This is a genomic window from Mesorhizobium sp. B2-3-11, assembly GCF_006442215.1.
GTDB classification, from domain to species: domain Bacteria; phylum Pseudomonadota; class Alphaproteobacteria; order Rhizobiales; family Rhizobiaceae; genus Mesorhizobium; species Mesorhizobium salmacidum.
On record NZ_VFVS01000013.1, the window covers coordinates 1 to 20,724 of the forward strand.

General features: G+C 64.4%; 17 protein-coding genes. 16 read left to right on the forward strand and 1 reads right to left on the reverse strand.

Annotated features, from left to right (window positions below; all coding sequences use genetic code 11):
- Positions 1-122 precede the first annotated feature (122 nt).
- Positions 123-1,238, reverse strand: coding sequence for a cystathionine gamma-lyase (locus tag FJ960_RS18150; RefSeq protein WP_140715811.1), 1,116 nt, complete (start codon positions 1,236-1,238; stop codon positions 123-125).
- Positions 1,239-1,645: 407 nt separating this feature from the next.
- Here FJ960_RS18150 and mraZ point away from each other — a divergent pair, with 407 nt between their 5' ends.
- From mraZ to ftsZ, 16 genes are all read left to right on the forward strand, one after another.
- Positions 1,646-2,119 carry a division/cell wall cluster transcriptional repressor MraZ gene (gene mraZ, locus FJ960_RS18155; RefSeq protein ID WP_140715813.1) on the forward strand — a complete coding sequence of 158 codons (474 nt, stop codon included), beginning with the start codon at positions 1,646-1,648 and terminating at the stop codon, positions 2,117-2,119.
- Positions 2,116-3,132: a 16S rRNA (cytosine(1402)-N(4))-methyltransferase RsmH gene (gene rsmH, locus FJ960_RS18160; RefSeq protein WP_140715815.1), complete on the forward strand. Its 1,017-nt coding sequence runs from the start codon at positions 2,116-2,118 to the stop codon at positions 3,130-3,132. Before mraZ ends, rsmH begins: the two co-directional genes overlap by 4 nt.
- Before the next feature lie 4 nt (positions 3,133-3,136).
- Entirely contained in the window at positions 3,137-3,532 is a 396-nt protein-coding gene (locus tag FJ960_RS18165; RefSeq protein ID WP_140715817.1) for a hypothetical protein, read from the forward strand.
- Positions 3,529-5,253: a penicillin-binding protein 2 gene (locus FJ960_RS18170; RefSeq protein WP_140502413.1), complete on the forward strand. Its 1,725-nt coding sequence runs from the start codon at positions 3,529-3,531 to the stop codon at positions 5,251-5,253. The genes FJ960_RS18165 and FJ960_RS18170 overlap by 4 nt, the downstream gene beginning before the upstream one ends.
- Before the next feature lie 54 nt (positions 5,254-5,307).
- On the forward strand, positions 5,308-6,756 hold the full coding sequence (locus FJ960_RS18175; protein WP_140715819.1) for a UDP-N-acetylmuramoyl-L-alanyl-D-glutamate--2,6-diaminopimelate ligase: 1,449 nt from the start codon (positions 5,308-5,310) through the stop codon (positions 6,754-6,756).
- Entirely contained in the window at positions 6,753-8,258 is a 1,506-nt protein-coding gene (locus tag FJ960_RS18180) for a Mur ligase family protein (protein WP_140715821.1), read from the forward strand. Before FJ960_RS18175 ends, FJ960_RS18180 begins: the two co-directional genes overlap by 4 nt.
- A gap of 17 nt (positions 8,259-8,275) precedes the next feature.
- Complete coding sequence (mraY, locus tag FJ960_RS18185; RefSeq protein WP_140502418.1) at positions 8,276-9,358, forward strand: phospho-N-acetylmuramoyl-pentapeptide-transferase; 1,083 nt, start codon at positions 8,276-8,278, stop codon at positions 9,356-9,358.
- 8 nt (positions 9,359-9,366) lie between these two features.
- A complete protein-coding gene (murD, locus tag FJ960_RS18190) occupies positions 9,367-10,767 on the forward strand; it encodes a UDP-N-acetylmuramoyl-L-alanine--D-glutamate ligase (RefSeq protein ID WP_140715823.1) in 1,401 nt (466 codons plus the stop codon).
- The gene (ftsW, locus tag FJ960_RS18195; RefSeq protein ID WP_140715825.1) at positions 10,767-11,918 is read left to right on the forward strand and encodes a putative lipid II flippase FtsW; all 1,152 of its coding nucleotides are present in this window, start codon (positions 10,767-10,769) and stop codon (positions 11,916-11,918) included. Before murD ends, ftsW begins: the two co-directional genes overlap by 1 nt.
- Before the next feature lies 1 nt (position 11,919).
- Positions 11,920-13,047, forward strand: coding sequence for an undecaprenyldiphospho-muramoylpentapeptide beta-N-acetylglucosaminyltransferase (murG, locus tag FJ960_RS18200; RefSeq protein ID WP_140715827.1), 1,128 nt, complete (start codon positions 11,920-11,922; stop codon positions 13,045-13,047).
- Positions 13,044-14,444 carry a UDP-N-acetylmuramate--L-alanine ligase gene (gene murC, locus FJ960_RS18205; RefSeq protein WP_140715829.1) on the forward strand — a complete coding sequence of 467 codons (1,401 nt, stop codon included), beginning with the start codon at positions 13,044-13,046 and terminating at the stop codon, positions 14,442-14,444. Before murG ends, murC begins: the two co-directional genes overlap by 4 nt.
- Positions 14,441-15,406: a UDP-N-acetylmuramate dehydrogenase gene (gene murB, locus FJ960_RS18210; protein WP_140715831.1), complete on the forward strand. Its 966-nt coding sequence runs from the start codon at positions 14,441-14,443 to the stop codon at positions 15,404-15,406. The genes murC and murB overlap by 4 nt, the downstream gene beginning before the upstream one ends.
- A gap of 301 nt (positions 15,407-15,707) precedes the next feature.
- Entirely contained in the window at positions 15,708-16,634 is a 927-nt protein-coding gene (locus FJ960_RS18215; RefSeq protein WP_140715832.1) for a D-alanine--D-alanine ligase, read from the forward strand.
- Entirely contained in the window at positions 16,622-17,563 is a 942-nt protein-coding gene (locus FJ960_RS18220; protein ID WP_140715834.1) for a cell division protein FtsQ/DivIB, read from the forward strand. Before FJ960_RS18215 ends, FJ960_RS18220 begins: the two co-directional genes overlap by 13 nt.
- A complete protein-coding gene (gene ftsA / locus FJ960_RS18225; protein ID WP_015317215.1) occupies positions 17,560-18,867 on the forward strand; it encodes a cell division protein FtsA in 1,308 nt (435 codons plus the stop codon). The genes FJ960_RS18220 and ftsA overlap by 4 nt, the downstream gene beginning before the upstream one ends.
- Positions 18,868-18,933: 66 nt before the next feature.
- On the forward strand, positions 18,934-20,619 hold the full coding sequence (gene ftsZ / locus FJ960_RS18230) for a cell division protein FtsZ (protein WP_140502428.1): 1,686 nt from the start codon (positions 18,934-18,936) through the stop codon (positions 20,617-20,619).
- Positions 20,620-20,724 lie beyond the last annotated feature (105 nt).

Consider the following 20,724-nt stretch of genomic DNA (forward strand, 5'->3'; position numbering starts at 1 on the left):
TCCAGCCAGCATCTTGAATCACAAATCCGACCGACCGGGAATCCCTTCCGATTCAATCAAGCGATGAAACGCTCTAGAGCGGTTCGGCGAGTCTATCAAACACTGAACCGCTTGTCGATTTGTCAGCCGCTGATCCTGCCCAGCGAGGCCTCGATCGCCTTCCAGAGTTCTTCCACGGGCTCACAGCCTACCGACAAGCGAACGAAGCCGGCCGGAACCGCATCGCCTCGCTTAAGCCGCCGCTCAGCCGAAGTGTGGACGCCACCGAAGGAGGTCGCGGCCTGCATCAGGCTGCAATTGTTGATGAAATCCTCGGCTTTCTGCTCGGAAGCGAGTTCGAAGGAGATGAGGAAGCCGAAGCGCTCCATCTGGGCGCGGGCAAGATTGTGCGAGGGATCGCCTTCCAGTCCGGGATAGCGCAGGCCGGTGATCGCCCGATGCCCCTGCAGGCGCCGCGCGATCACTTCCGCCGATGAGCACATACGGTCGAAGCGCACATCGAGTGTTTCCAGGCCGCGATGCACCAGCCAGGCTTCGAATGGCCCGGGGATGCTGCCCGAGACCTCGCGCCAGCCGGTCACGGCGGCGATGATATCCGCATTGCGGCTGGCGACATGGCCGAACAGCACGTCGGAATGGCCATTGGGCGCCTTGGTGTCGGCGGCGACAACGATATCGGCGCCGTGATCGAGAGGGCGCTGGCCGAAGGGCGTCATCGTCGTGTTGTCGACCACCAGCAGCGCGCCGGCCTTGTGAACGGCTTCGGCGACAGCTGCGATATCGCAGATGTCCAGCCCCGGATTGGCTGGCGTTTCGACGAAGGCCAGGCGGTAGCCATCGAAGCCGCCGTCGAGGAAAGTCGATGTCGGTCTGACGTCGTAGGTGACGCCGAGCGGCTTCAGGAAACGATCGGCCAGCGCCCTGGTGGTATGGTAGCCGTCCGAAGGCAGCAGGATATGGTCGCCGGCCTTGAGCACGGCAAAGAATGCCGCCGAGATCGCCGCCATCCCCGAGGGAAAACCGACGCAAGGCGCGTCTTCCAAATGAGACAACATGTGTTCGACGGCATCCCAGGTCGGGTTGCTGAAGCGGCCGTACTGGTTGAAGCCGGTGGCATCGCCCGGAGCATGGAAAATGGCGGCCATGGTCAGGGGCAGGGGAATGGAATCGCCCATGGCAAACCCGCCGCGACGCAAATGGGGAAGGGCTGCAGCGCGCGACTTCGCAGTTTCAGACATCGATTTCAAATCCCTTGGTGATCGGTGAGAAGGGCGAGACGCTATGCCCGGCCGCGGCTCGCGGCAAGGCGCCTCAAGTTGGGCCAGGCAGGCTCTAAACGGTTCGTTAGGCTTAATAGACCATAAAGACGAGACGTGCTGTCAAAGCCTTTCTCGTCGGCATGATGCGCGTGTTTGAGAAGCCTATTCCCGTTGACGCCCATAGTGCCCCATGATATCCCATCCAGACATCAAAGCCTTCGTTCCGCGTCAGGGTAGAGCGTACGCCAATCGGGCAGCCGCGGCGGCTGCGCGTTTGCCGGTTTTCGCCCGTGTGGACGAGGTGGGTGCGGGGCAGGCAATGCGCGGCGGTGGCGCGTGCGACACGATGAAGAGGGGTGCGGCGGCGCAAGCGGCCGCAACGTGTGATGGACCGGTTTCTGTCGAACACGGTGAGCAGGATCGATGCGAAGGGGCGGGTGTCCGTTCCTGCGCATTTTCGTGCCGTGGTGCAGAAGCGCGGCTATTCGGAGCTCTACGCGCTGCGCTGCCTGGACCTGCCGGCGATGGATGTCGGCGGGCTCGATCTGCTCGACCGCTACGAGCAGCGCATCGCGCGGGAAGACCCGTTCCTGCAGACTGCGGACGACATGTCGTTCTTCTGCCATGGCGACGGCGCATTCCTGAAACTCGACCAGGACGGCCGCATCACCATGACCGATTTCATTCGCGAGCATGCCGGCATCTCGGCGGAGGTGGCCTTTGTCGGGCGCGGCAATTTCTTTCAGATTTGGGAGCCGGGACGGCTTGCGACCTATGGAGCGCAGGCGCGGGCCAGGCTTTTGCAGCTTCGGCAGGGGACGGAGGCTCACGAGGCCAAGGCTGGGGAGCGACCGGAATGACGGTGGGCCACGGCGATGATATCAACGCCGTTGGCGGATCGGTCCGCCACATTCCGGTCCTCCTTGGCGAAGTGCTGGAAGCGCTCGCGCCGGCAAAGGGCGACATCATCATCGACGGTACGTTCGGCGCCGGCGGCTACACCAAGGCCATCCTGGCGGCCGGCGCGTCCGCCGTTGCCATCGACCGCGATCCGGATGCCATCGCGGCCGGCCGCGACCTTGAGGCGCGGTCCGGGGGCCGGCTGCGGCTCGTGCAGGCGCCGTTCTCGACGCTCGACCAACACGTCGAAAGCGCCGACGGCGTCGTGCTCGACATCGGCGTCTCCTCGATGCAGCTCGACCAGGCCGAGCGCGGCTTTTCCTTCCGCAACGACGGACCGCTCGACATGCGCATGGCGCAGGCGGGACTGAGCGCCGCCGATGTCGTCAACAGTTTCAGGCCGGGCGACCTTGCCCGCATCTTCGGCTTCCTCGGCGAGGAGCGTCACGCCGGCCGTATCGCCCGCATGATCGAGGCGCGCCGGGAAAAACGCCCGTTCGAGCGAACGCTGGAACTCGCCGACGCGATCGAGACGCATATCGGCCGCGCGCCGAAGGACAAGATCCATCCGGCGACGCGCGTCTTCCAGGCGCTGCGCATCTTCGTCAATGACGAGCTTGGTGAATTGGCCAGGGCACTGTTCGCGGCCGAACGCGCGCTGAAGCCCGGCGGCCGCCTTGTCGTGGTGACGTTCCATTCGCTGGAAGACCGCATCGTCAAGCGTTTCATCGCCGACCGCGCCGACGCCATGACCGGCTCGCGCCACATGCCGGAGGCGCAGGCGCGCACCGCGACTTTCCGCAAGGCTGGTGGCGGCGTGACGGCAGGCGACGCCGAGGTTGCGGCCAACCCGCGCGCCCGCTCGGCCAGACTGCGTGCGGCGATCCGCACCGAGGCTCCGGCGCGCAGCGGCGATTTCTCGATCTTCGGTCTTCCAAAACTTCCTGGCATCGACCGGCCGGGGGAGAGGTAAGCACGTGTTTCGTACCAGCGATATTGTCCTGATCGCCGTCATGGTTTCGGCCGCCGCCCTGACCTACAAGGCCAAGCGCGAGGCCGAGGACCAGTTGGCGGCCGTGCAGAAGATCCATGCCGAGATACGTTACGAGGAGGACACGATCGACCTTCTCAAGGCCGACTGGAGCCTGCTCACCCAGCCGTCGCGGCTGCAGAAGCTCGCCGAGCTCTACAAATCGCAGCTCGCGTTGGAGCCGGTCAGTGCCCGGCAGATCGTGGGCCTGGGCGACCTGCCGGCCAAGGCCCTCGACATCCAGGACATCCTGAACGGGCGCCAGGGCGCCATGGCCGACAATTCCGACAAGGCGCCCTTGGGCGACAAGGATCCCGTCGTGACCGGAGGCATCGCCCAATGATCGGCAAACTGCTGAAACGCTTCGCCACGGTAGGCCGCGCCAGGACGGGCGAGGACGGGTCGATCGTGGTCGAAGGCGCCCGCAAGGCGACCGGCGGCAAGGGCAAGGCGCGCATCGTGATGACGATGGCGGTATTCTTCGGCATTTTCTCGACTATATCCGGGCGGCTGGTCTATCTCGGTTTCCAGACACCCGACCTGTCGGGCGGTCCGCAAAGCCGGGTGACCGCGTCACGTCCCGACATTGTCGATCGCAACGGCGAAGTGCTGGCCACCGACATCAAGACAGCGTCGCTGTTCGCCGAGCCGCGCCGCATCGTCGATGCCGACGAGGCGATCGAGAAGCTGTCGACGGTGCTGCCCGAGATCGACTATGAGCAGACCTATCACAAGCTGAAGAGCGGCGCCGGCTTCGTCTGGCTGCAGCGGCAGCTGACGCCCAAGCAGCAGGCCGACATCATGCAGCTCGGCATTCCCGGTTTTGGCTTCCGCACCGAAAAGCGCCGTTTTTATCCGAGCGGCGAAACCTCATCCTACATTGTCGGCCTGACCAACATCGACAACCAGGGCATCTCCGGCATGGAGAAATATATCGATGAGCAGGGCCTGAGCGACCTGCAGGCGTCGGGCCTGGCCGTGGCGAAGGATCTCAGACCGGTCAAGCTTTCGATCGATCTGCGCGTCCAGCATGTGGTGCGCGACGAGATCGCCGCCGGCCTGGAACGCTATCGCGCCATGGGGGCTGGCGCCGTCGTGCTCAACGTCAAGACCGGCGAAGTGGTCGCCATGGCGTCGGTGCCGGATTTCGATCCGAACAATCCATACAATGCGCAGGACAAGGACCGGCTCAACCGGATGTCGGCGGGACTCTATGAGATGGGCTCGACGTTCAAGAGCTTCACCTCGGCCATGGCGCTCGATTCCGGCAAGGCGACGATGTCGAGCCGCTTCGACGCTTCGCATCCAATCCGGGTCGGCCACCAGGCCATTCACGATTTCCACGGCAAGAACCGCGTGCTGTCGTTGCCGGAGGTGTTCCTCTATTCCTCCAATATCGGGTCGGCCAGGGAGGCCGAGCTGGTCGGCATCGAGGCGCATCGCGAATTCCTGCATCGCCTCGGCATTCTGGAGAAGATGCAGACCGAACTGCCCGAAGTTGCCCGCCCGACCGAGCCGAAGGTCTGGAAGCAGGTCAATTCGTTCACCATTGCCTTCGGCCATGGCGTGTCGACGACGCCGCTGCAAGCGGCTGTCGGCTGCGCGGCGCTGGTCAATGGCGGATTCCTGATGCAGCCGACATTCCTGGTCCGCAGCCAAGAGGATGCGATGGCGGCGGCCAAGAAAGTGGTTGCCGAAAAAACTGTCGAGGGCATGCGCTACCTCTATTCGCTAAACGCCGAGAAGGGTTCGGCCAGAAACGCCCGGGTTCCCGGCTACCGCGTCGGCGGCAAGACCGGAACGGCCGAGAAGGTCATCAATGGCCGTTACTCGAAGGAGTTGAATTTCAACACCTTTGTCGCCGCCTTCCCGATGGACGATCCGCAATATCTGGTGTTCACGATCGCCGACGCCCCGCATCCGGAAAAGCCCGGGATGACCGACGTCGCGGCCAACAATGCAGGGGTAATGGCAGGCAATATCATCAGGCGTGCAGCGGCCATGCTTGGCGTGAAGCCAGATTTCAGCCATGAAAATGGTGCAACGCTGGTTTCCTATCAGTGATTCTTGGGGCGCGCCGGCAACTGCGCGCTATTTTGTTGCGGTGAACGGGACTCGATGAAGCTCAAAGATCTAGCCGGTATCCTGCCAGTCGAAGGAACAGCTTCCGCCGATCTGGAGGTTTCCGGCATCTCGTCGGATTCCCGCCAGGTAAAACCGGGCGTCCTCTTTTTCGCGCTTGCCGGCACCAGGGCCGATGGCGCCAGCTACGCCGCCGACGCGGCCCGGCGTGGCGCTGCCGCGATCGTCGCGGGCAGCGCCCTTGCCGATTTGCCGGTTCCGGTGCTGGCGGTCGATGATCCGCGCCTGGCACTGGCGTTGAGTGCCGCCCGCTACTTCCGCAGACAGCCGCAAACCATGGTCGCCGTGACCGGTACCAGCGGCAAGACGTCGGTCGCCGCCTTCACCAGGCAGATATGGGAGCAGGCGGGATACGCAGCCGCCTCGATCGGCACCACCGGCGTGGTTGCGCCCAGCCGCAACGAATATGGTTCGCTGACGACACCCGATCCGGTCGCCCTGCACCAGTTGCTGAGGGAACTGGCCGATGCCGGCGTTACCCACGCCTCGATGGAGGCCTCCAGCCATGGGCTCGACCAGCGCCGCCTCGATGGGGTGAAGCTCTCGGCTGGCGGCTTCACCAATCTCGGCCGCGACCACATGGATTACCACCCGACGATCGAGGATTATCATCGCGCCAAATTGCGCCTGTTCGACACGCTGCTGCCGAAGGGCGCACCGGCCGTTGTCTTCGCCGACGATCCGTGGTCGGAACCGACGATAAAGGCGGCGCGGGCCGCTGGGCTCGACGTGCTGACGGTCGGCCGCCATGGCGATTTCCTCAGGCTGAAGCGGGTCGAGCATGAGCGTCATCGCCAGCGTGCCGAGGTCGAGGCCGACGGTGTGATCCACGAGATCGACCTGCCGCTCGCCGGCGATTTCCAGATAGCGAATGCGCTGGTTTCGGCGGGGCTTGCCATTTCCACAGGAACACCTGTCGCCAAAGCCTTGGCGGCATTGGAGAAATTGAAAGGCGCGCCGGGCCGGCTAGACCTGGTCGGCACCACGGCGAGCGGCGCGCCGGTCTATGTCGATTACGCCCACAAGCCCGATGCGCTGGAGAATGTTCTGTCCTCCGTGCGTCCGTTCACCACCGGGCGCGTGATGGTCGTGTTCGGCTGCGGTGGCGATCGTGACCGGGGAAAACGACCGATCATGGGCGAGATCGCGACCCGGCTCGCCGATGTCGTCATCGTCACCGACGACAATCCGCGCTCCGAAGTGCCCGAGACCATCCGCGCCGCCATTCTCGCCGCCGCGCCCGGTGCCATCGAGATCGGCGACCGGCGCAAGGCAATCCACGAGGCTGTCGGCATGCTGCATGCCGGCGACACGCTGATCGTGGCCGGCAAGGGCCATGAGGAAGGCCAGACGATCGGCTCTGAAACCCTGCATTTTTCCGACCATGAGGAAGTGCGCGCCGCGCTCAGGGAGCGTGCCGCATGAGTTTGCTGTGGACATCCGAAGCGCTGATTGCCGCCACGGACGGGCGGCCGCTCGGCCCCATGCCCGAAGGCATATCGGGCATTTCGATCGACAGTCGCAGCCTGCAGCCGGGCGAGGCCTTCTTCGCCATCAAGGGCGAGGCGATGGACGGCCATGACTTCGTCACCGCCGCCATCAAGGCTGGCGCCGGCGTGCTGGTGGTGGCGGAAGGCAAGTTGCCGTCTCTTGGCCGGCTGACGGCGCCGATCATCGTCGTCGAGGACGTGCTGGTTGCGCTCGAAAAGCTCGGTGTCGCGGCGCGCGCCCGCTCGCAGGCCAGGATCATCGCGGTGACCGGCTCCGCGGGCAAGACCACAACCAAGGAGGCGCTTCGCCACGTGCTTTCGGCCGTTGGCAAGGTGCATGCCTCGGCGCAGTCCTTCAACAACCATTGGGGGGTGCCGCTGACCCTGGCGCGCATGCCGGCTGACTGCGACTATGCCGTGTTCGAGATCGGCATGAACCATCCCGGCGAGATACGGCCGCTGGTGAAGATGGTGCGGCCGCATGTCGCCATCGTCACCATGATCGCGGCCGCGCATCTTGGCTTCTTTCGCAATCTGGACGAGATCGCCAAAGCCAAGGCCGAGATTTTCGAGGGTCTGGAGCCCGACGGTGCCGCGGTGCTCAACCGCGACGATGCGCGTTTCAAGCTGCTGGACAAGATGGCACAGGCTGCCGGCGTCGAGCATGTCTATGGCTTCGGCGAGAATGCTCGCTCGACCTTCAAGCTGGTCAAGTGCGAGTTGCATGCCGATCATTCCGACATCGCCGCCAGGATCAGCGGCCACGATATGATCGCCCGTATCGGAGCTCCCGGCCGGCACATGGTGCAGAACGTGCTGGCGGTGCTTGGCGCCGCGCATCTGATTGGCGCCGATCTCGACAAGGTTGCATTGGCGCTGGCCGATCTCTCGGCCGAGCGCGGGCGCGGCAAGCGCCACGTGCTGCGGCACCCCGGCGGCTCGACTTCGGGCCACCCCAGCGGCTCGACTTCGGGCCAGCCCGGTGGCTCGACTTCGGGCCAGCCCGGTGGCCAAATCACGCTGATCGACGAGAGCTACAACGCCAATCCGGCCTCGATGGCGGCCGCCATGGCGCTGCTCAATGCGACGCCGGTGACGGGCGAGGGCAGGCGCATCGCCGTGCTTGGCGACATGCTGGAGCTCGGCGACCACTCGGCCAAGCTGCATGCCGCTCTTGCCGATCTCATCGTCGGCACGGGCACGCGGACAGTCTTTCTCGGCGGGCCGGAAATGCGGTCGCTGGCGGAAGCGCTGCCGGGCGATATCAGGACGGAATACCGCGCCGGCGTCGAGGAGTTGAAGCCGGTGCTGCTCGCCGCGCTGAAGCCGGGCGACGTGGTGATGATCAAATCGTCGAAGGGCATCGGTTTTGCAAAACTGGTCGATGCGCTGCTGGGCAAATTCCCGGCCAAGACGATAACCAGTAACCAGACCTAGTCGGGGAACGAAAGCGCATGTTCACACTGCTGGTCGATTTCGCGGACAAGGTCTCTGTCTTCAATGTCTTCCGCTACATCACGTTCCGCACCGGCGGCGCGCTGATCACCTCGGCGCTGATCGTCTTCATCTTCGGGCCGACCATCATCAATTCGCTGCGGCTCAGGCAAGGCAAGGGTCAACCGATCCGCGCCGACGGGCCGCAGACCCATTTCAAGAAGGCGGGCACGCCGACCATGGGCGGCCTGATGATCCTGTCCGGCATCATCGGCTCGTCGCTTTTGTGGGCGAACCTGTCGAGCATCTATGTCTGGGTGGTGCTGTTGGTGACACTCGGCTTCGGCTTGATCGGCTTCTACGACGATTATCTGAAGGTGACGAAGCAGTCGCATCTCGGCTTCTCCGGCAAGGCGCGGCTTGCGTTGGAATTCATTATCGCCGGCATCGCCGCCTGGGCGATCATGCACAATGGCCAGGCGCCGTTCTCGTCGTCGCTGACCTTCCCCTTCGCCAAGGAATTCATCATCAACCTCGGCTGGTTCTTCATTCCGTTCTCCTGCTTCGTCATCGTCGGCGCCGGCAATGCGGTGAATCTGACCGACGGCCTCGACGGTCTGGCGATCGTGCCGATCATGATCGCGGCGGCATCCTTCGGCGTCATCGCCTATCTCTCGGGCAACGCGGTGTTCGCCGAATATCTGCAGATCCATTTCGTGCCCGGCACCGGTGAACTGGCGGTCGTGCTTGGCGCGGTCATCGGCGCCGGCCTCGGCTTCCTCTGGTTCAACGCGCCGCCCGCGGCGATCTTCATGGGCGACACCGGGTCGCTCGCCATGGGCGGTCTGATCGGCACGGTCGCGGTCGCCACCAAGCACGAGATCGTGCTCGTCATCGTCGGCGGCCTGTTCGTGGTCGAAATCCTTTCGGTCATCATCCAGGTCGGCTACTTCAAGATGACCGGCAAGCGCGTGTTCCTGATGGCGCCGATCCATCATCATTTTGAAAAGCTCGGTTGGACCGAAAGCCAGGTGGTGATCCGCTTCTGGATCATCGCCGTCATCCTGGCGCTGGTCGGCCTCTCCACCCTCAAGCTCAGATAGGCCGCCATTTGATCACCGCCGCATCCTTCGCAGGCAAGCGTGTTTCGCTCTTCGGGCTCGGCGGCTCGGGGATCGCCACGGCTCGCGCGCTGATCGAGGGCGGCGCTGAGGTGCTGGCCTGGGATGACAATCCCGACAGCGTCGCCAAGGCGGCGGCCACCGGTATCGCCACTGGCGATCTGCGTGGCGCCGACTGGGCTGGGTTTTCCGCCTTCGTGCTGTCGCCCGGCGTGCCGCTGACCCATCCCAAGCCGCACTGGACCGTGGAATTGGCGCGCGGGGCGGGCGTCGAGGTCATCGGCGATATCGAGTTGTTCTGCAGGGAGCGGACGCAGCGTTCGCCGGATGCTCCCTTCATCGCCATCACCGGCACCAACGGCAAGTCGACAACGACCGCGCTGACGGCGCATATTCTCAAGGCCTCCGGACGCGACACGCAGATGGGCGGCAATATCGGCCGCGCGGTGATGACGCTCGATCCGCCGAAGCCCGATCGCCACTACGTGGTCGAATGCTCGTCCTACCAGATCGACCTTGCGCCCTCGATCAATCCGACGGCCGGTATCCTGCTCAATCTGACGCCCGACCATCTCGACCGCCACGGCACCATGCAGCACTACGCCTCGATCAAGGAGCGGCTGGTGGCAGGCAGCGAGACGGCGATCATCGGCATCGACGATTCCTGGTGCGCGCAGATCGCCGATCGGCTGGAGCGGGCAGGGCGGCAGGTCATCCGCATTTCCAAGCGTCTGCCGCTGACCGACGGCTATTTCGCCGACGGCACCAACATGATGGAGGCCGTGCATGGCCGCTACAGCCGGGTCGCCTTCCTCGAAGGCATCGGCTCGCTGCGCGGCCAGCACAATGCGCAGAACGCTCTAGCCGCCGTCGCCGCCTGCCTCAAGGTCGGGCTCGACCTCGGCGAGATCCAGTCCGGACTGGAAAGCTTTCCGGGTCTCGCCCATCGCATGGAGCAGGTTGGCCGCAAGGACCATGTGCTGTTCGTCAACGATTCCAAGGCGACCAATGCCGATGCCGCGGCACCCGCGCTGTCCAGCTTCAGCCGCATCTACTGGATCGCCGGCGGCCTGCCGAAGGAAGGTGGCATCGAGCCGCTGCGCGGCTTCTTCCCGCGCATCGCCAAGGCCTATCTGATCGGCGAGGCCGCACCCGCCTTTTCGGCGACGCTCGGCGAGGCCGTGCCTTATGAGATCTCGGGCACGCTGGCCGCCGCGGTCGAGCACGCCGCGCATGACGCAGCCAAAGACGACAGCGGCGAGGCAGTGGTGCTGTTGTCGCCGGCCTGCGCCAGTTTCGACCAGTTCAAGAATTTCGAGGTCCGCGGCGAAGCCTTCAGGCAAGCTGCGAGCGCTATAGATGGTGTCAAACCCATCGGAGGGGCACGATAATGCAGAGCCGTCTCGACAAAAGTCCGGTCGCAACCTGGTGGTGGACCATCGATCGCTGGTTCCTGGCGGCGTTCCTGTCGCTGATGGGGCTCGGCATCGTGTTGTCCTTCGCGGCAAGCCCCGCGGTCGCCGAACGCATCGGCCTCGACAGTTTCCATTTCGCCACCCGACAGATCATCTTCACCGTGCCTGCGCTCGGCGTGATGCTGGCGGTCTCCTTCCTCGATTCCAGGCAGATCCGGCGCATGTCGCTGATCATGCTATGCCTCATGCTGGTGCTGATGGTGGCGGTGCTCTATGTCGGCGTCGAGGTGAAGGGCGCGCGCCGCTGGGTGTCGCTCGCCGGCCTGTCGATCCAGCCTTCGGAATTCCTCAAACCGGCCTTCGTCATCATGTGCGCCTGGCTGTTCGCCGAACACAAGCGCCAGCCCGACATTCCCGGCAATCTGTTCGCCATGCTGCTCCTGGTCTTGGTCGTGTCGCTGCTGGTAGCGCAGCCGGACCTTGGTCAAACCATGCTGACCACCGGCACCTGGGGCATTATGTTCTTCATGGCGGGACTGCCATGGCTTTGGATCATCGTGCTGGGAGCCGCCGGCGTCGGCGGCGTCTTCGCCGCCTATACGGTGTTTCCGCACGTCGCGCTGCGCATCGACAAGTTCCTCACCGGCGAAGGCGACACGTTCCAGGTCGACATGGGCCGCGATGCGCTGATCAATGGCGGCTGGTTCGGCGTCGGGCCGGGCGAGGGCACCGTCAAACGGGTCATCCCCGACAGCCATGCCGACTTCGTCTTCTCGGTCGCGGGCGAGGAGTTCGGGCTGATCATGTGCTTCTTCATCATGTCGATCTTCGCCTTCATCGTGCTGCGCGGTCTCAACACGGCGCTCAAGGAGCATGACGACTTCACCCGCTATGCCGTCGGCGGTCTGGTCACCGTGTTCGGCTTGCAGGCCGTCATCAACATGTGCGTCAACCTGCAACTGGTGCCGGCCAAGGGCATGACGCTGCCCTTCATCTCCTATGGCGGCTCCTCGCAGATCGCCATCGCCATCTCGATGGGCATGGTGCTGGCGCTGACGCGCAAGCGGCCGGAAAAGCGCAAGCAGATGGGCTTTGCGCTGCCGCAGCGCACCGTGCCGGCGGAGTGACATGGCCAGAGGCGTTATCCTTCTCGCGGCGGGTGGAACCGGCGGACATCTGTTTCCAGCCGAAGCGCTGGCGCACGAACTGATCGAGCGCGGCTGGGCGGTGCATCTGGCGACCGACACCCGGGCCGAGCGGTTTGCCGCCCGTTTCCCGGCGGCGGCCGTCCATCCGATCCAGTCGGCGACGTTAGGCTCGAAAAATCCCTTCACCCTGCTTGGCGCCTTCTGGAAAATCTGGAGCGGCGTGCGTCAGGCCTCCGCCATCATCGGCAGGATCAAGCCGGAGGCCGTCGTGGGCTTTGGCGGATATCCGACCTTGCCGCCGCTCTACGCGGCGACGCGGCGCAAGGTTCCGACGCTGATCCATGAGCAGAACGCGGTGATGGGGCGCGCCAACCGGGCGCTGTCGGGCCGTGTCGATGCGATAGCCGGCGGCTTCCTGCCGCAGGATGAGAGTGCGGCCGGCGCCAAGACGGTGACGACCGGCAATCCGGTCAGGCCGGCTGTGCTCGAAGCAGCCAGGACACCTTACGTCGCTTCAACCAGGGATGAGCCTTTCCGCCTGCTGGTGTTCGGCGGCAGCCAGGGCGCCCAATTCTTTTCCGATGCGATGCCGGGGGCAGTCGCGCTGCTTTCCGATGCACAGCGCAGACGCCTTGTCATTACTCAACAAGCTCGCGCGGACGACGTGGCGCGGGTGAAGGCGGCCTATGCCGCGCTTGGCGTCGCCGTCGAGGTCTCGCCGTTTTTTACCGACATGGCGGCGCGCATTGCGGCGGCGCATCTGGTGATCTCGCGTTCCGGCGCCTCGACTGTCTCGGAGATCGCAGTTATCGGCCGGCCGGCGCTGCTGGTCCCCTATCCCTTTGCGCTCGACCACGATCAGGCAGCGAATGCGGCAGCGCTCGCTGCCGCTGGCGGCGGCGAAGTGCATGTGCAATCGTCGCTTTCGTCCGAGCGTATCGCGGCACTGCTCGGCGCCCTGATGGACCAACCGGAGCGGCTTGCGACCATGGCCGCCGCGGCCAAGTCGGTCGGCAGGCCCGACGCGGCACGGTTGCTCGCCGACCTCACAGAGGCTATTGCGTCCCGCAAAACAGTATCGGATTTCAGGAAGGGAACGCACCCATGAAGATGCCGCAGACCATTGGCCTCGTGCATTTCATCGGCATTGGCGGCATCGGCATGAGCGGCATCGCCGAGGTGCTGCACAATCTCGGCTACAAGGTGCAAGGGTCCGACCAGGCCGACAGCGCCAATGTGCAGCGGCTGCGCGACAAGGGCATCGAATGCTTCGTCGGCCACAAGGCCGAGAATCTCGGTGACGCCGAGGTCATCGTCGTCTCGACCGCGATCAAGAAGTCGAATCCCGAACTGAAGGCGGCGCGTGAAAAACTGTTGCCGATCGTGCGCCGCGCCGAGATGCTTGCCGAGCTGATGCGTTTCCGCCAGGCTGTTGCCATCGGCGGCACGCATGGCAAGACGACGACTACCTCGATGGTGGCGACACTGCTTGAAGCCGGTGGGCTCGACCCGACCGTCATCAATGGCGGCATCATCAATGCCTATGGCACCAATGCGCGCATGGGCGACGGCGAATGGATGGTGGTCGAAGCCGACGAAAGCGACGGCACCTTCCTCAAGCTGCCGGCCGACATCGCGGTCGTCACCAACATCGATCCCGAGCATCTCGATCATTATGGCAATTTCGACAATGTGCGCGAAGCGTTCCGCCAGTTCGTCGAGAACGTGCCTTTCTATGGCTTCGGCGTGATGTGCACCGATCACCCGGAAGTGCAGGCGCTGGTCGGCCGCATCGAGGACCGGCGCGTCATCACCTATGGCGAGAACGCACAGGCCGACGTGCGCTTCACCAACCACCGCATGGCGGGGGCGACCTCGGAGTTCGATGTCATCATCCGCGACCGCAAGGGGCGCGGCCAGACAACGATAGCGGGCCTGCGCCTGCCGATGCCTGGTCACCACAATGTATCCAACGCGACGGCCGCGATCGCGGTCGCGCACGAACTCGGCCTCTCCGCCGAGGCGATCAAGAAGGGCCTGTCTTCCTTCGCCGGCGTCAAGCGCCGCTTCACGCACACCGGTTCCTGGAATGGTGTCGACGTGTTCGACGACTACGGTCACCACCCGGTCGAGATTTCGGCGGTACTGAAGGCGGCGCGCAGCGCCACCAATGGGCGTGTCATCGCCATTGCCCAGCCGCACCGCTTCACCCGGCTGCACGATCTGTTCAACGAGTTCTCCGCCTGCTTCAACGATGCCGACACGGTGATGGTCGCCCCGGTCTACGCCGCCGGCGAAGAGCCGATCGACGGCGTGACCTCGGACGCGCTGGTGTCGCGCATCCGCGCCGGTGGCCATCGCGACGCCCGCTATATCGAGGGTCCGGCTAATATCGCACCCGTCATCCGTGACATCGCCAAGCCCGGCGACTTCGTCGTCTTCCTGGGCGCCGGCAATATCACCCAATGGGCCTATGCTCTGCCGAAGGAGCTTGCCCCCTCATGATGAACGGCCAGGCCCTGATCGACAGACTTGGCGACCGGCTGGCCGGCCTGCGCGGTCGCATCACGCCGAATGCCGAGATGGACAAGATCACCTGGTTCCGGGCAGGCGGCCTTGCCGAGGCGCTGTTCCAGCCCGCGGACGAGGAGGACCTTGCGGCGTTCCTCAGGGCGGTTCCCGAAGAGATCCCCCTGACGATCGTCGGCGTCGGTTCGAACCTTTTGGTCCGCGACGGCGGCATCCCGGGTTTTGTCGTCAGGCTTTCCGCGAAGGGCTTTGGCGAGGCTGAAGTCATTTCCCCGATCAGGATCAAGGCAGGTGCCGCCACGCCCGACAAGCGTGTGGCGGCGGTGGCGCTCGAGGCCGGCATTGGCGGCTTCCATTTCTACCACGGCATTCCGGGCGCCATTGGCGGGGCGCTCAGGATGAATGCCGGCGCCAATGGCGTCGAGACGCGCGAGCGCGTCGTCGAGGTGCGGGCGCTCGACCGCAAGGGCAATGTCCAGACGCTGAGCAATGCCGAGATGGGATATGCCTACCGCCATTCGGCGGCGCCCGTCGGGCTGATCTTCACCTCGGCCGTTTTCGAAGGCTTTGCCGAAGACAAAGCGGTCATCAAGACGGCGATGGATGCGGTGCAGAACCATCGCGAGACCGTGCAGCCGATCCGCGAGAAGACCGGCGGCTCGACCTTCAAGAATCCGGAAGGCACCTCGGCCTGGAAGGAAATCGACAAGGCGGGTTGCCGCGGCCTGATGATCGGTGGCGCGCAGATGTCGCCGATGCACTGCAACTTCATGATCAACACCGGAACCGCGACCGGCTACGACCTCGAATATCTCGGCGAGACGGTGCGCGCGCGGGTGCTCGAGCATTCCGGCATCCGGTTGCAGTGGGAGATCAAGCGCATCGGCGATTTCCGCTTCGGGCATGCCGTGCAGGAGTTCCTCGGCCAGCTCCTTTAGCGCATCTTGAAGTTCACGTGATGCGTGAACTTCAACAGAATCGAAATGCCGTGAAATCGTTGCTGCAAAGACTCAGCGACACGGATTTCGCATCCATTTTCTCAGAAAGTGAATCTCTCGGAATCATAAGTACTTGCCAGTGAATCAACTCTCTGATTCTCTGCCCTAAAGCGTTTCCTGATTTGAGTCGTTCGACGCGTTACCCGCGTTTTCCGTCTGGGGGGGCAACCTGCCGGGAGACTCGGACTCAATGTTGCGGAAATCTTGGATTTTGGTCCGCCGTGAGAGGGGATGACGGGGAATGAAAAACAAGCATGTGGCCGTATTGCTGGGAGGTTTCTCGTCCGAGCGGCCCGTGTCCTTGTCTTCGGGAAAGGCCTGTGCCGATGCGCTGGAGCAGGAAGGCTATCAGGTCACCCGTGTCGATGTCGGGCGCGATGTCGGCTCGGTGCTTGCCGAGCTCACGCCCGACGTCGCCTTCAATGCGCTGCATGGACCGTTCGGAGAGGACGGTACCATCCAGGGTATCCTTGAATATCTCGGCATTCCCTACACCCATTCCGGCGTGCTCGCCTCGGCGCTTGCCATGAACAAGGAGCAGGCGAAGAAGATCGTCAAATCGGTCGGCGTTCCCGTTGCCGAATCGAAGGTCGCCAACCGCTTCTCTATCCAGAACAAACACCCGATGAAGCCGCCCTACGTGGTCAAGCCGGTCAGCGAAGGGTCGAGCTTCGGCGTCGTCATCGTGTCGGAGGGGCAGTCCCACCCACCGCAGGTGATCGGGTCGTCCGAGTGGAAATATGGCGATACCGTCATGGTTGAGCGCTACATCTATGGGCGCGAGCTGACCTGCGCCGTCATGGGCGATGTGGCGCTTGGCGTCTGCGAGATCATCCCGACGGGCCATTCCTTCTACGACTATGATTCAAAATATGTCGCGGGCGGATCAAAACACGAATGCCCCGCAAAAGTTTCACCGAATATTTACCAAAAAATACAGACACTGGCGCTCAAGGCTCACCAAGCCGTCGGCTGTCGGGGCGTTTCCCGGTCGGACTTCCGTTATGACGATCGTCACTCCGAAAATGGCGAGGTTGTATGGCTCGAGGTCAACACTCAGCCGGGCATGACGCCGACGTCTCTGGTGCCTGAAATTGCCGCCCATGCCGGGCATTCGTTTGGTGAACTGTTGAGTTGGATGGTGGAGGACGCTTCGTGTCTGCGTTGAAATGGGGGCAGGGCAAGGTGAGGGGCGCGGCCGGGCCGTCGCTGTTCGGCCTGCCATTGTCGTTGGACCATTTCGTCCTGCCGCGCGTGCTTCGCCGCCCGGTGCGCATCCTGACGCGCCTTGGAGATGGTGAATTCCAGGCGCCGCGGTTCTCCGTCGCGATCATGTCGTCGGTGCTGCTGGCTTCGAGCGGGGCCTATGGCGCCTACCTCGGCGGTCATGCCGACGGCATCATTCAAAGCATCACCGCCCGCACCGGCTTTGCCGTTGATCAGGTCAAGGTGGTCGGCAACCGTCAGACTTCAGAGATCGACATTCTCGACAGGCTTGAACTCGATGGCTGGACTTCGCTGATCGGCTTCGATGCCGAGGCCGCGCGGGAGCGCATCGCGACCTTGCCGTGGATCCAGGTCGCCGCGGTGCGCAAGGTCTATCCGCATACGCTCGAAGTGCGCGTCGAGGAGCGCGCGGCTTTCGCGCTCTGGCAGCAGGGCAACGATCTCTCCGTCATCGAAAAGGATGGCGCTGTCATCGCGCCGTTCTCGGGCGGCAAGCAGGTGCTCCTGCCGCTGTTGATCGGTACTGGCGCGCCCGCCAAGGCGCCCGATTTCCTGGCCAGGATCGAACAGTATCCTGACCTTGCCAGTCGCATCAAAGGCTATGTCCGCGTCGGCGAGCGGCGCTGGGACCTGAAGCTGGACAACGGCATCACCATCAAGCTACCCGAGGATGACGAGGAACAGGCGCTCGCCGAGCTCGTCAAGATGGACCATGACAAGGGCCTGCTGTCGCGCGACATCGCCGCCGTCGATATGCGCCTGACAGACCGGCTGGTCGTGGAGCTGACGCCACAGGCGGCGACGCAGCGCGAAGCCGCGCTCAACGAGAAGCCGAAAACCCTGAAACGCAAGCCGGAGACGAAGATATGAGCTGGCTTGGCGGTTCTGGCGATGCCTCGTCGCGCCGGTCGGGCACCCTGACGGTGCTGGATGTCGGCTCGAACAAGGTCTGCTGCATGGTGGCCAAGCTCAAGCCGAACGATGACGGCAAGCTCCTGCGCGGCCGCTCGCACCGCATCCAGGTCATCGGCATCGGCCACCAGAAATCGCAAGGCGTGAAGTCGGGTGTCATCGTCGATCTCGATCGTGCCGAGCATGCTATCCGCCTTTCCGTCGACGCCGCCGAGCGCATGGCCGGGCTGACGGTCGATTCGCTGATCGTCAACATGACCGCCGGACGGCTGAAGAGCGAAAGCTTCTCGGCCACCATCAACCTTGGTGGCCACGAGGCCGACGAGGCCGACATCAAGCGCGTGCTCGGCGCCGGCGCCAAGCAGGCGCTGAAGGCCGAGCGCGAGGTGGTCCATTCGCTGCCCGTCGGCTTCTCGCTGGATGCCGAGCGCGGTGTGCGCGATCCGCGCGGCATGGTGGGCGACACGCTTGGCGTCGACATGCATGTGCTGACCGGTGATGCCGCGCCGATGCGCAATTTGGAGCTTTCCATCAATCGCTCGCACCTGTCGGTCGAGCGCATGGTGGCGACGCCCTATGCCAGCGGGCTGGCGGCACTCGTCGACGACGAGCTTGAACTCGGAGCCGCCTGCATCGACATGGGCGGCGGCACGACGACGATCTCGGTGTTTTCGGAAGGCAAGTTCGTTCATGGCGACGCCATCGCCATTGGCGGCAACCATGTCACGCTCGACATGGCCAAGGGACTTTCGACCTCGCTCGATGCCGCCGAACGGCTCAAGGTGATGCACGGCTCGGCGTTGCCGGGCAGTGCCGACGACCGCGACCTGGTCTCGATCCAGCCGATCGGCGATGATGGCGACGTGCCGCTGCAGATCCCGCGTTCGGTGATGACGCGCATCGTGCGCGCCCGCATCGACGAGACGCTCGAACTCCTGCGCGACCGGTTGAACAAGTCCGGCTATGGCAATGCGGTCGGCAAGCGCGTCGTGCTCACCGGCGGCGCCAGCCAGCTGGCCGGCCTGCCGGAGGCGGCGCGCCGCATCCTGGGGCGCAATGTACGCATCGGTCGCCCGCTCGGCGTGGCGGGCTTGCCCGAAGCGGCGAAAGGCCCTGCTTTCTCGGCCGCTGTCGGGCTTCTGATCTATCCGCAGATGGCGAGCTTCGAGAGCCATCCGGCGAAAGGCATTTCCGGTCTCAGGATGACCGGAACTGGTGGAAAACTGCATCGCATGAGTCAGTGGTTGAGAGACAGTTTCTAATTGACGGGGACAGCCCCATAGGCGGCCGCGGCGGCGAAGCGGCGTGAAAGGCAAAGGACGGAGACAATGACCATCAATCTGCAGAAGCCGGACATCACCGAGCTCAAGCCGCGCATCACCGTGTTCGGTGTCGGCGGCGGCGGCGGCAATGCCGTGAATAACATGATCACCGCCGGACTGCGCGGTGTCGAGTTCGTCGTGGCCAACACCGACGCGCAGGCGCTGACCATGTCGAAGGCCTCCCGGCTGATCCAGCTTGGCGCGCATGTCACCGAGGGGCTCGGTGCCGGATCGCAGCCGGAAGTCGGCCGCGCCGCGGCGGAAGAGTGCATCGACGAGATCCTCGACCATCTCACCAACACCCACATGTGCTTCGTGACCGCCGGCATGGGCGGCGGCACCGGTACGGGTGCTGCTCCGGTTGTTGCCCGCGCGGCCCGCGAGAAGGGCATCCTGACCGTCGGCGTCGTCACCAAGCCGTTCCACTTCGAAGGCCAGCGCCGCATGAAAACGGCCGACTTCGGTATCGAGGAGTTGCAGAAATGCGTCGACACCTTGATCGTCATCCCCAACCAGAACCTGTTCCGGCTGGCCAATGACAAGACCACCTTTGCCGACGCCTTCGCGATGGCCGACCAGGTGCTCTACTCCGGTGTCGCCTGCATCACCGACCTGATGGTCAAGGAAGGCCTGATCAACCTCGACTTTGCCGACGTGCGTTCGGTGATGCGCGAGATGGGCAAGGCGATGATGGGTACCGGCGAGGCTTCGGGCGAGGGCCGTGCGATGGCCGCGGCGGAAGCCGCGATCGCCAACCCGCTGCTCGACGAGACCTCGATGAAGGGCGCCAAGGGCCTGCTGATCTCGATCACCGGCGGCCGCGACCTGACCCTGTTCGAAGTCGACGAAGCGGCGACCCGCATCCGCGAGGAAGTCGACCAGGACGCCAACATCATCCTGGGCGCCACTTTCGACGAGGAACTCGAAGGCGTCATCCGCGTCTCGGTGGTCGCCACCGGTATCGACAAGTCGGCGGCTGAAATCGCCGCCGCGCCGATTTCGATCCGCACCGCTCCGCCGAAGCCGGCTGCTCGGCCGGCCGTCGCCCCGGTGGAAAGCCGCCCGGCACCGGTCCAGCAGGCGGTGTATGAACCACGCGCCGCCGATCCGGTTGCCGAAGCCATCCAGTTGGCCGAAGCGAATGCCGCGGCCATGGCGCAGGCTCGTCCGGCTCCGGTCGCCCATGCGGACGATTTCCGCCCGCAGAGCAAGATCTTCCAGGCGCCGCCCGCACAGCCGCAGCCGATGGTGCAGCCGGTCGTCCAGCAGATGATGCAGCCGGCTCCGCAGCCGCGCGAAATGCTGCGTGAGGTTCAGCAGCCGGTCGCGATGGCGCCGCAGCGCATGCCGCGCGTCGAGGACTTTCCGCCGGTCGTGAAGGCCGAGGTCGACGCCAAGAGCCGTCCGGTGGACCATGAGAACAGCGGCCCGATGGGTCTCCTGAAGCGCCTGACCAATGGCCTGACCCGTCGCGAAGAGGAACCTGCACGGCTGCAGCCGGCGCAACCGCGCGAGCCCAAACTGCGCCAGGCCGCCCCGGAAGTGCGCCGCCTCGCCAGCCAGGACGCGCAGCTCTACGCGCCGCGCCGCGGTCAGCTGGACGATCAGGGCCGCCTGACACCACAGACCAGGGCGACTCAGGACGACGATCAGTTGGAGATCCCGGCGTTCCTGCGCCGCCAAGCCAACTGAGCCGTTAACGGACTGTAACAATTGTTAACAGGCAGGCAAGGAATTGCTTGCCTGTTAGCGTTTAAAATGCAGCATAATCAATTGGTTATGGTGCCGTACATGTTC